The sequence below is a fragment of the Treponema vincentii F0403 genome, from assembly GCF_000412995.1.
Taxonomy (GTDB): Bacteria; Spirochaetota; Spirochaetia; order Treponematales; family Treponemataceae; genus Treponema; species Treponema vincentii.
The window spans coordinates 2,304,654-2,316,570 of the sequence record NZ_KE332512.1 but is presented as its reverse complement, the minus strand read 5'-3'; the positions used below and the strand labels follow the sequence as shown (position 1 = coordinate 2,316,570).

Annotated in this window: 12 protein-coding genes; 1 reads left to right on the top strand and 11 read right to left on the bottom strand. The window is 42.1% G+C overall.

Going from position 1 to position 11,917, the window contains the following annotated elements; all coding sequences use genetic code 11:
• The 11 genes from HMPREF1222_RS13000 to HMPREF1222_RS10540 form a co-directional block, all read right to left on the bottom strand.
• Positions 1 to 939: leucine-rich repeat domain-containing protein (locus tag HMPREF1222_RS13000; RefSeq protein ID WP_016519399.1), on the bottom strand; the 939-nt coding region annotated here is incomplete at its 3' end.
• Between the two features lie 49 nt (positions 940 to 988).
• Positions 989 to 2,683: a leucine-rich repeat domain-containing protein gene (locus tag HMPREF1222_RS10585; protein ID WP_016519398.1), complete on the bottom strand. Its 1,695-nt coding sequence runs from the start codon at positions 2,681 to 2,683 to the stop codon at positions 989 to 991.
• Positions 2,684 to 2,733: 50 nt separating this feature from the next.
• The gene (locus HMPREF1222_RS10580; RefSeq protein ID WP_016519397.1) at positions 2,734 to 3,378 is read right to left on the bottom strand and encodes a hypothetical protein; all 645 of its coding nucleotides are present in this window, start codon (positions 3,376 to 3,378) and stop codon (positions 2,734 to 2,736) included.
• Between the two features lie 167 nt (positions 3,379 to 3,545).
• Positions 3,546 to 4,622 (bottom strand): leucine-rich repeat domain-containing protein, encoded by a 1,077-nt coding sequence (locus HMPREF1222_RS10575; protein WP_016519396.1) that lies wholly within the window; start codon positions 4,620 to 4,622, stop codon positions 3,546 to 3,548.
• 80 nt (positions 4,623 to 4,702) lie between these two features.
• Positions 4,703 to 5,149 (bottom strand): hypothetical protein, encoded by a 447-nt coding sequence (locus HMPREF1222_RS10570; protein WP_016519395.1) that lies wholly within the window; start codon positions 5,147 to 5,149, stop codon positions 4,703 to 4,705.
• 189 nt (positions 5,150 to 5,338) lie between these two features.
• Positions 5,339 to 5,686 (bottom strand): hypothetical protein, encoded by a 348-nt coding sequence (locus tag HMPREF1222_RS10565; protein WP_016519394.1) that lies wholly within the window; start codon positions 5,684 to 5,686, stop codon positions 5,339 to 5,341.
• A gap of 19 nt (positions 5,687 to 5,705) precedes the next feature.
• Entirely contained in the window at positions 5,706 to 6,272 is a 567-nt protein-coding gene (locus HMPREF1222_RS10560; RefSeq protein ID WP_016519393.1) for a DUF4339 domain-containing protein, read from the bottom strand.
• Between the two features lie 19 nt (positions 6,273 to 6,291).
• Positions 6,292 to 7,779, bottom strand: a complete 1,488-nt coding sequence (locus HMPREF1222_RS10555; protein WP_016519392.1) for an SPFH domain-containing protein — start codon at positions 7,777 to 7,779, stop codon at positions 6,292 to 6,294.
• A 1-nt stretch (position 7,780) separates the two neighbouring features.
• The gene (locus HMPREF1222_RS10550; protein ID WP_016519391.1) at positions 7,781 to 8,689 is read right to left on the bottom strand and encodes a zinc ribbon domain-containing protein; all 909 of its coding nucleotides are present in this window, start codon (positions 8,687 to 8,689) and stop codon (positions 7,781 to 7,783) included.
• Positions 8,690 to 8,829: 140 nt separating this feature from the next.
• On the bottom strand, positions 8,830 to 9,417 hold the full coding sequence (locus tag HMPREF1222_RS10545; RefSeq protein WP_016519390.1) for a hypothetical protein: 588 nt from the start codon (positions 9,415 to 9,417) through the stop codon (positions 8,830 to 8,832).
• Positions 9,414 to 9,668, bottom strand: coding sequence for a hypothetical protein (locus tag HMPREF1222_RS10540; protein ID WP_038076686.1), 255 nt, complete (start codon positions 9,666 to 9,668; stop codon positions 9,414 to 9,416). The genes HMPREF1222_RS10545 and HMPREF1222_RS10540 overlap by 4 nt, the downstream gene beginning before the upstream one ends.
• 546 nt (positions 9,669 to 10,214) lie before the next feature.
• On the opposite strand from HMPREF1222_RS10540, the gene HMPREF1222_RS10535 reads away from it, so the two are divergent.
• The gene (locus HMPREF1222_RS10535; RefSeq protein ID WP_016519389.1) at positions 10,215 to 11,504 is read left to right on the top strand and encodes a hypothetical protein; all 1,290 of its coding nucleotides are present in this window, start codon (positions 10,215 to 10,217) and stop codon (positions 11,502 to 11,504) included.
• Positions 11,505 to 11,917 lie beyond the last annotated feature (413 nt).

The following is an 11,917-nucleotide window of genomic DNA, read 5'->3' as shown; positions in this document are numbered from 1 at the left end:
AGTAACACTATTGGGTATTACGATGTTTGTTAAACCGGTACAGCCGGAGAACGAATCTATTCCGATTTCAGTAACAGTGTCGGGAACAACAATATGGCCTTTTAAAGTACCTGCTGCAGCTATAAGCTTTTTTTTATCCTTTGTATAAATAATATTATCCTCGCCACAATATACCGCATTGGCATTATCAACGGTAAGCTGCATTAGGTTCACACAGGCGGCAAAAGCGCCGTTTCCAATATCAGTAACACTAGCGGGTATCACAACAGTTGTTAAACCGGTGCAGCCGGCAAACGCAGCCTCTTCAATCTCCGTAACACTATCAGATATCACAACAGTTGTTAAACCGGTACAACCGGCAAACGCAGCCCTTCCAATCACCGTAACACTATCAGGTATTACAATACTGGTTAAATCGGTACAGCCGGCAAAGGTAAACATACCAATCGCCGTAACACTATCAGGTATTACAACACTGGTTAAACCTGTACACCGGAAAAAAGCAAGCTTGCCAATCGCCGTAACATTATCGGGTATCACAACACTGGTTAAACCTGTACAACCGGAAAAGGCAGCGTTTCCAATCGACGTAACACTATCAGGTATTACAATACTTGTTAAATCGGTACAGCAGACAAAGGCAAACATACCAATCGCCGTAACACTATCGGGTATTACAACACTGGTTAAACCTGTACACCGGGAAAAAGCATGCTTGCCAATCGCCGTAACATTATTGGGTATCACAACACTGGTTAAACCTGTACAATCGGAAAAGGCAGCGTTTCCAATCTCCGTAACACTATCAGGTATTACAAGGTTGCCTGCTAACTTTTCTTTATCTGTTACGCCTGTTAGTAATCCTTTATCAGTTATTTTCAGCAGATCGAGATTTGCTTGTTCTTCTGCTGTTAATAGCGATTCATCGATGTGATCCATACAATTCCTCCTAAAGGCATTCATCTATGTTTGCTGTAATTTCTATATTCTACAAACTCGGCTCGACAGTAATTTGTTCATCCCGTATATTGCTGCCGCTGTTTAGTAACAGTTCTTTTACCGATTCGCTTGCAACGGTAAAATGAGCATCGGGGTTAATGCCGGAGAATGCTTCCGATTTAATTTCAGTAATGCTGTCCGATATGACAACACTTACTAAAGCGCTACAGCCGGAAAACGCATACATGTCTATCTCGGTAACAGTATCGGGAATAACAACATTGGTTAAACCGGTGCAGTCATAAAATACCGCGCCATTAATCGCTGTCAGACTATCAGGTATCACAATACGTGTTAAACCGGTACAGCTGCCAAAGGCATATATTCCAATTTCAGTGACAGTATCGGGGATAATAATACTTGTTAAGCCGGTACAGTCATAAAAGGCAAACATGCCAATCTCAGTAACACTATCGGGAATAACTATGCTTGTTAAACCGGTACAGCCTGCAAATGCAGCAGCTCCAATCTTAGTAACAGTGCCGGGTATCACAATACTTGTTAAGCCGGTACAGTCGTAAAAGGCATTATCTCCAATTTCAGTAACACTATCGGGTATTACAATACTTGTTAAGTTTGTACAGCCGTAGAATGCACCGTTTCCAAGCTCAGTAACACTGTCAGGTATCGTAACACCTGTTAAAGAACTACAGCCGAAAAATGCATACGCCTCAATCTTAGTAACAGTGCCGGGTATCACAATACTTGTTAAACCGGAGCAACCTGAAAAGGTAGACTCGCTAATTACGGTAACATTATCAGAGATAGTAACATTTGCTAAACCGGTACAGCCGGAAAAGGCATCTTTTCCAATCTCAGTAGCGCTATCAGGAATAACAATATGACCTTTTAAGGCTCCTGCTGCAGCTATCACCTTTTTTTTATCCTTTGTATACAGAATATTATTCTCACTACAATATGCCGTATTTGCATCATCAACAGTAATATTTGTTAGGTTCTCACACCAGGAAAATACACCGTCTCCAATCTCAGTAACACCGTTGGGAATAACCATGACGGTTAAATTGGTACAGCCGGAAAAGGCATACTCCCCAATCTCCGTAACAGTGCCGGGGATTGTAACACGTGTTAAAGAGCTACAACCGGAAAACGCCTTGCATCCAATTTTAGTAGTCTTTGCAGGGATAACAATACCGGTCAAAGCGGGACAGTCGGCAAATACGGCTCGTGCAATTTCAGTAATACTATCGGGGATAACAATATCAGTTAAAGCAGGACATTTGGCAAATGCGCTCGGATTAATCTCAGTAACAGTATCGGGTATCACAACACTTGTTAAATCGGTACATTTATAAAATGCTGCCGCACCAATTGCTGTAACGCTATCGGGTATAACAACACCGGTTAAGGAGCTGCAGTGAGCAAATGTATATTTGTCAATCGTAGTAATACTGTTGGGAATAACAATGCCGGTTAAACCGGTACAGCAGGCAATTGCTCCAGGACCAATTTTCGTAACACTGCTCGGTATGATAATACGTGTTAAAGCCTTGCAGCAAAAAAGCGCTTGCTGAGCAATTTCAGTTACGCTATCGGGAATGACCAGACTGCCTACTAACTTTTCTGCATCGGTTACACCGGTTAATATTCCATCCGTTATTTTCAATAAAGCGAGATTTGCTTTTTCTTCCGCCGTTAATGGCGATTCATCAATGTGACCCATAGTATTTCTCCTCAAACTATATTCTCTGCTACGATTGAAGGGTGAATTACTCACTTTACCGGATGGCGAAAAGAAGACTTCATATCAAATCCGTGATTAATAATCTTTTCGTCATTTGTTGCGATATCAACCGTTTTCTCGGTTTTGAGTGACGAAAGATACATTTCCAGATTTTTATATATTTCAAACGGCGGAATGAGCGCCGGAATACCAGTATCACACAATAGCGGTTTTTCTGCGAGCAGTTCGTCCGGCCGTTCATTCCCCTTGCTCCGCATAACAGGAACCGTTTTTAATTGATGTTGATACGATCTATCCCATGAGTCTGTGTGCGTATACCATTTATTTTTATATAGGGAGTAAGGAAGTTTCAGATCAACAAACTGTAAAGGCTGCCCTGCCCAATTAAAATTGTCGATAGAGTCTACAAGCTGAATATCTCCGATAACATGCTGTAGTATTCTTGTTCTTGGATCGTGCTCAGCCTGCAAATGAATAGCTTGTAGAATAAACAGTTTGAAGCCGGCCTGTAAGCCAAAGGTCACGCTATTATCACGAGAATAGCGATATATGTGATATAAAACCGTTTCTTTGTTGAGCGGGGTACTCCCGCGCCGGTCATAGACAAGGGCTTTGTCCTCACTGGTATGTCCGAGGAAATCATAATAGTCTTTGTATTTATCGATTATGCGCATAGTTATTCTCCTTTCCTGCCGACACATGATAGGTGTGCATGAGTTATCTATAAGTATAGGTAACTCTTTTCTGAAGATGTATGAAAAAAATAAAAAATTTTTATACAGTGGGAACATTCATGACAATCTCTCGATGTTTTACACCGAGAGATTGTAGATACTCTATCCTACAAACGCGGCTCGACAGTAATTTGTTCATCCTGTATATTGCTGCCACTATTTACTAACAGTTCTTTTACCGATTCGCTTTTCACGGTAAAGTGCGCATTGGGGTTAATCTCCTCAAAAGCGTTCCCCCCAATCGATGTAACACTGTCGGGTATTACAATGTTTGTTAATCCGGTACATTTTGAAAATGCAAAGAAATGAATCTCGCGAACACTATCAGGTATTATCACATCAGTGAGAGAAGTACACTCGGAAAATGCAAACAGACCAATCACATTGATAGTATCCGGTATCGTAACCCCAGTGAGAGAAGTACAGCGAGAAAATACACAGATACCTATCTTCGTAATACAGCTCGGTAGCTTAATGCCTGTTAAACCGGTACATTCGGAAAAGGCAGCTCCGCTAATCGTTGTAACACTATCAGGTATTACAATACTTGTTAAACCGGAACAGCCGGAAAAGGCATGATCACCAATCACCGTAACACTGTCGGGTATCACAATGCTTGTTAAACCGGTATATTCGGAAAATGCATAGTCACCGATTTCAGTAATACCATCAGGTATCATAATGCTTGTTAAACCGGAACAGCCGGAGAATGCATGCCGACGAATCTCACTAACCGTATTGGGAATAACAATACTATCTTTTAAACCGGCTGCAACAGCTACCAAACTTTTTTTATCCTTTGTATAAATAATATTATCCTCGCCACAATATACCGCATTGGCATTATCAACAGTAAGCTGCATTAGGTTCACACAGGCGGCAAAAGCGCCGTTTCCAATATCAGTAATACTGCCCGGTACTGCAATAGTTGTTAAACCCGTGCAACCGAAAAATGCGGCTTCTCCAATTACGGTAACACTATCGGGTATCACAATACTTGTTAAACCGGAACAGTCGGAAAATGCATAATCACCGATTTCAATAACGCTATCGGGCAGTACAAGGCTGCCTGCTAACCTATTTTTATCAATTACATCGGTTAGTATTCCTTTATCCGTTATTTCCAGAAGATTCAAATTTGTTTTTTCTTCCGATGTAAGATGTAATTCAGATACATGGTTCATAGATGCTCCTTGTTATGTACGCTTCTTTTTTAAAGCGCAAAGATACTGTTGAATAGTGTACTTCTGTGTACACTATTCACTTAAAAATAGTATTCTTCTACGAAGCCGGTTCTTTGCCGGAAATCTTCTTCACCGTCAAAACCGATGTAACTGACAAAGTGTTCCGCAAGTATTGCTGGATGAGTTCCATCTTGAATTGCGCAAGCTCCGGTCTTTATCAGTGTAAAGCACAAAACTTCAAATTCATTTTGGCAGGAGGATGCTATGTAGTTATCAGCTATGCCCCGTATAATCTCTTGTTCGTATCCGTGAGCAACAAGCATGAGGAGCTTCCGTGCGTATTTTCCATTTTTACCGCCGAACTCAGCGGCTATACCCTCAATAGCATCTTCCAGTGGGGGTAGTAGTCCGGTACGCCTCGTCTCCTTACTTATGGCTTCCAGTTTACGGCATATCCGAGCCAATGTGTCTTTTTCGCCCTCACTGAGCAGTGTATACTGTACCATCTTGTAATAATCGGTTGCCATATTGTTTCCTCCTATAATGTGGTTCCTTCATAGTTTTTGAATATTGTTTATTATGAAATAGGTATTGAGTATTTATGCTCTATAGTATAGGCGATTGACCGCTAAAAATGTTCAAAAAAGTATAAAAATTTTTATACGATGAGATTTTTGATGTCGAAGTACAGCAATTGGCGTTTGGGAGCGCTGTCCTTATAGAGCTTTCGCGATGGCGTACGCAATACCAATATAAATCAGTACTAATAGACCGTTTACAATGATATAGAGAGTCAGGCTGAACGCTGCAAAAGTTGCGATAAGTTGTATAATCAACGCAATGATGATAAATATGATAGAAAGTACGGTGATATTGATGTTGCCGCCCTCTGCATATTTTAGACCGAAGCCACCGCCGAATAGGACAATAAACTCCACGGCACAAACGGCAAACATCAGCCATCGCTGCCATTCTTGCATGTTCGCAGCAGAAAAACCGTATGCAATGAGCAGTGCAATACCAATAGAAACAAGAGACGGAATAAGTTTACATGTTACTTTCATGTTGTTTTTCTCCATGATTTTACTGTCCTGATGACGGAAGTGCAGGTGGAACAAGCGCAATAAGAGCGATAATATCTGAAAAGTCTGCCGCTGTTTTCCAATCCGCAGAACCTGCTTGCCAAACCGGTGTTTTCGCCGTTACCTGCTTTTCAGCAACAAACCGTGCGATTTCCGTACTGCTATACGGTCCTTCAGCCTGTCCGCCATTACGAGAAATATAGAATACTTCAGGAAGCGGCAGCTGCACCGGCGCTGTGCCCTGCGGAACCGGCGGCGGCGTAGTTATTGCTGTACTTTGCTGTACGACCTGCGAAACTGCTGTCGGATTTTGGGAAACCTGTTGAGGTGCAGGCTGCCATCGCTGCGGTGTTTCCGCATACTGCCGATACACCGGCTGAGTAGGAGTTCCTTGCTGAATCGGCTGCTGCATATAAAGCGGCTGAGCGGCAACTTGTACCTGTGGCGGTTGCTTCATCGAAGCCATCATAGCATTCATGGTCTGAGCAATCTGCTGACTCATTGCCATCCCCATACCGAACTCTACCAACCTATCCATCGAAAAGAAACTATCTTTGGTGTTTTGCATATTGCCGCATCTCCTTTTACTATAATGTAGGAGGAATCGGCGGTACTGTGGTGTTTACAAATAAACTTTGTAATTCCGCAACTTGCCCCGCTGCCATCCAGTTTGCCATACCTGCTGTCCAAACAAGACTTTGTACATTGAGCTGTCCACCCGCTACCATCTGATGCAGCTGCTGTACCGAATACGGGCCCGTTGCCGCTCCGTTGACGGCAACATTGTACATTTTTTCAACAGGAGGCGGCGGTACTGCAGGAGCTGCCATACCCGGCATAATACCTGCGCCCATACCCGTTGCAGCACCGGCAAAAGAGTTGCCAAGCATATTTGCCATGCCGGCACCGACTGCGGTTCCCATTGCCATATTCGCCATCATCGCACCGGGATTCATACCGCCTGCACCGCCTAAGTTGACATTTCCCGCTCCGCTTGCACCCTGTTTACCCATTGCGTCTGCGGCAGCGACACCGACTTGCGTCTGATTTTTGATTGCAAATGCACCGAGATTCTGCTGCTCCGATTGAAGCTTTGCCGCATACGCATTAGCTTCCGTTGCCTGCCGCTGCGCGTATTGCCCTTCTTCCCGGTTGATGCGAAGCGACTCTTGCATATTCTCCATTTGGATCGCCTGATTCTGCTTCATTGCATCCATCTGCAACCGATTTGTTTCCTGCATATTGCTCACATTGATATGCTGTTGCGTTTTAAGAGATGCCTCCGTATAATTTGCCGTCAGCTCTTTTACTTTACCGTAGCCTTCGCAGGTTTTATCAACATCCAATTCGGCAATGTTAAAATCTTTCAATGTAACCCCGTATACATCGGAAAGCTTTGGCTGTATATACTGCTGAACCAACTCATTTATCTGCAACAACCGGCGTTCCATCTGCACAATCGGGATCGGAGCGCCACCGTAACTGCCGTCCGGAATATTAGTAACAACCCCTTTCACAAATTTTACTAAATTGTCTTTTATCTGTTTTTTAAAATCTTCAAGTTCAAAATTTGAAAGCCGATGCAGTTTAATAAACTGTTTATAGTCCGTAATACCGAATGCAAAGCTGCCGCGAACCGCCATACTGATTGGAAAATCCGGCAAGCGCGGATCAAACATATCGAAATACGGCACAGCGAACGGTAGCTGAATAAGCCCCGCCATGTTGATGTAGTAAACTTCCGCCTGAAACGGAGATGCTCCACCGAAGGCAAGCCCTACGATTTTTGCAAGCACAGGAAAGTTTGCCGTTTTGATGGTATCGTTGTACGGTCCTACGATAAAGTCTTGCATCGTACCGTCTTTTTGGTGATAGACAAATGCCGCGACCTCGCCGTCTTTCACGTTTAAAGAAGAACCGTAGCGGATTGCATTCTCCTTGACCGTTGTACCGACACCCTGCCCTGCCGGACGCCATTTCCAGATAAGATAGTCTGTTTGATCGCAGCGGATTGCGTCCATAAATCCGCCTTCATTCTTTTTTAATGTGTCGTCTTTACGTCCAAAAAATCCCATGTTACTTACCCTTCTTTTTTTTGCGGCCATCTTCTATTCGTTTTTGCAATAACTCACGTTTTTCATCCCAAAGTTGAATATTTGCTTTATTTTTTAATGGGCTTTCTCTCCATCGTAAGTCAATAATCTTCAGCTCTGCAGAAGCATAGTCTGCATTTTCAATATCTTGTATAATCGTTTTTTCAAGAGTTTCGAGTCTTTGTATTTCCTGTTTCTTTGAACTTTCCCCATTGTTACCTAAAAAAAATAGCCCCCCTATTCCTAAAAATAATATAAGGAACGCTGGTATCAACACGAACGCATAACTTCTGTTTTCAGCAGCTAGCCTTTTCTTTTCTGATTGCTCTAATTTTTCCTCGGTTGCTAAGACATCTGAAATAATTTTGCGAATGTGTTCGAGTGTTTTAGGATCATTCGCAAATACTATACTAGCTTTCATATTGATCTGCTCAAATTTTCCTTTCCATGCTGCTAAAAATTCTGCGTTCGAAACTGTTTCACTTTTCTCTCCTATGGTCTTGGTTTTATCTCCCAAAAGAGTGTCTTTAAAGATTCCTACAACGCCTTTTACTGCAATTTCAGGATCTGTCACAGTCGTATCAGAATCCATGGTCTTTTTTAGATATTCTGAACTCAATAAAGATTTTACCTGCTGCGCTGTAAGTAATGCGAACTCAATAATATCTTCTCTTGTATTCGGAACCGGATAATTCTTTATCAGATTCAGTTGGCGCCTTTCGCTTTTCTCATACTGATAGGTATTAAAAAACTCCCTAACAGAACCGATTGCATCGACACCGGTAATTTCATGTCCGCATTGTGGGCATACGGCTGCTAATCCCGGTAACGTTGCACCGCAATTCGGGCATTTCCGAATTGTTCCTACAAATTCCTGTTTTCTTGTTTCCATTGGATATTTCTCCTTTTGCTTATCCGCGTGGATGCTCTAATACCCCGGCGCTTTGCTCCAGGGTATAATAATTACTCGTTATTGTGATTTATATGTGAGTATTTCCTACAACTCCTGACAATAACTATAAAACGCCATTATTATTTTTCTTTTTTCCCCTTTTCTTGCACGTGTTCTTTCCCGAGTTTCCATAGATAGTTATCAACCTGCCGGTATGTAAAATCATTCAATGCAAAGAACTGTATGAATGCATCATAAATGGTACGATATTTTGCATAGTTTTTTAGGTCTGCATTCGCAAACCGTGTAAAACGAGTCTGCTTTCGGAAATATCGTAACATCTCACCGACAAAGCGGTCATAGATCGGGAACAGCTCAGGCTGATGCATAGCGCAGTATTTTGTTGCAAACGAATAAAAGTATTTTTCTTTTCCGTTTAATTCGATGTGCGCAATGTCAGTAACAAGCGATGCATCGCCGTTTTTCAATCTTTCATCGATATGCAAGCCGATAATGTGCTTTGCAACCGCATACGTTCCCAAAATATTAGTTGAATATAAGTCGTTTAATACCAAAACTTTTACCAATACTTCTTCCAGCACGGTGTTGGTAGGATACAGCTTAAAAATCTGCGTAACGGCTTTTGCTCCTACCGTATAATGTTCAGCGTTCTCTTTTTCCAAATACTTTGAGCATTCTTCTTTTGACGGGGTAGGAATGTTCTTCATAGTGTTACTCCTTCTAGTCGTGCGGCGAGTTTATGCTCACAAGCTGCGCCGGGGTTGTTGATTGGAATATGATTCATATATATAAGTATAGGTAAATGACGGCGTAAATTTTCTAAAAAAAGTATAAAAAATACAAAGAAAAGACTTAAAACAGAGGCAGTAATGCAGTCATAGAGAATAAATGCTTTTGAAAAAATTTTTCCGTAAGCTTTTGAAAATAGACGCTGCTGTTGGCAGCCGCCGCCATCCATAGCGGTTCTGAAATAAGCTAAAAATAAAGCGGAGGCGTATCTTTGATACGTTGATGATTTTTCAGCAGCGGCACGGATGCCGCTCGTATTAAACAGTAGCGAGTTTCGGCACCGCCGAAACTCGCAGTCAAAACTATACAAGGATGTATAGTTTTGACGATGCGACGCAGTAGATGCGCCGCATATTTCTAAAAGTGTTGGGGGGGGGGGTATAATATGGAAGAAACTTTACTCATTTCGCTAGTTTGCGCTTTTACACGCACTGTATCTGCTGCGGAGACAGCGATCCTGTGATTATTGAAACGAGGCTGTGAGAAAAATGCCTGTGATGCGGCAGCAGAATTTCTTACCATCATAACGAATATGGTAACACGGGAAATAGGCGGCGTCAAGTGAATGATAGAAATCCTCATACCGTAAAAATATCAACTTTATTTATTCAATCGGCGTACCCTCTGAACTGATATTGACTATTCCACCTTCAATAAAAATCAAAAAAAGTTTTATATAATAAATACGGATAGAGCCGTTTTTTAGGAGTAAAATATGACCGATCATACTGGAAGTATATACAATGCCTACGATGGAAAAAACAATGCTTTTCATGCCTTAGCTGATAATAGTGTAGGTCAGGCAATTTTCCTCATTGATGATGAATCGTTTGAAAAAAAGATCATTACATATCAGCGGGAATTTTATGCAAGTGGACCGCAGAAAAATGCGTATGAAAGATTTCGTACCACGCAAAGTATCAGAAAGATATTTGAAAATTGTAATATCATTACGGTTTCTTATGATACCGGCAGGGGTACGGACATACTCACTGAAAAGTATTGCTGGCAATATAATATTAGTTTTGAACATGCATGGTTTTTTGCTGCATTGATGGGTACTGAAACACTACTTTATAAAGACCGCAATACCATCACAATATATGAAGGCAAAAAGCCACAGAGTAGCATAACAGTATATCCTGAGTCGCACATCTTTGAATCTACCGGAGTACGGATGGTATTTGAGTTGTTGTTCCGGCTGTTAGATACTCAAAAACGTATCATTACTATTTCTATGCCACAAGGAATTTTTTTGCGGCATGAGCAGCGTAAATATATACACGGTGCAGGAATGTATATTCCGCGAAAATCATATACCGAGTTAATGGAAAGTCCGCCTGTTATCTATGTCAGTAATAACTTCCCCAGTGATGCATATTCAGCGGAGCCGCAGAACACATCGTATGCGGTACAAAGTCCGATACTGACTGCGGATATGCTGCCGGAATCAAGGCATGATAAGTCAAGAAAGGTAAGAAAACGGTGCAGGAGGCTTGTAAAAAACAGCGGAGTTCTTATCCTGTGTCCTCAGGAAGATTGTGCAGTATGTACTGGTACAGAAGCTGCGGAAGGTATTTTTGCTCAAGCTGCTGCAAAAAAAATATCTCTTGATGAACATCTGGAAAAAATCCGTCCGGTGTATAAAACGGTCTTGTTTCAGTTTATAGCAGCGAGCGACACACCTGCACAAAAGAGCATGGTCGGTTTTTATGTTCAGTTTGATTGCGAACGCAACCTGAGCGAACAACTGTGCACCACTGTTGCCGCAGCCCGTACTGCCGGTATTGCAACAGTGCTATACGTGCCGGGGAAGAAATCGGCAGAATCCACAATGCAGGAAACGCTGACACAGATACAGGTAATAAGCACCGAAGATGCTAAGCCGGTCTTTTCTCTATCAATGCAAGATGGTTACGAGGTGCTGTCGCAACTGCTTTCTATTTTACACAATATCCCTTGCACACTGAATACTGGGCTGTGGAATATGCAATACGTTGAGTAATACCAAACCGCAAAGTGCCGCTGTAGGGTTATTCGAAAGAATCCAATAGCGGCTCCGGCAGCATTTTTACTTGGTTAATAACTGTTTCAGAAGATATAGGGGGATTCTGTATTGATATTGATTCAGCACCTTTGCTTGGCACTCTTTGTCCTCTTACGACTTCATCTTCTTAACAAATAGGCTGTATTTGAAAGTTATGATATAATGCCCATAGCAAAATTTGGGAGGGCTTTTTATGGGTAAAAGACCATCGGCAATCGTATTGACTGATGAAGAAAAAGCTTCCGTTTTTTAGAACGTACATGATTCGCAGGCGTTCCGAAACGAAGTGGAGGAATGGAGCGAAAGCGAAACAGCAGACGTAGCGACCCGAACGGAGTGAGGGAACCACCATATAAAAACAAGACCTTAGA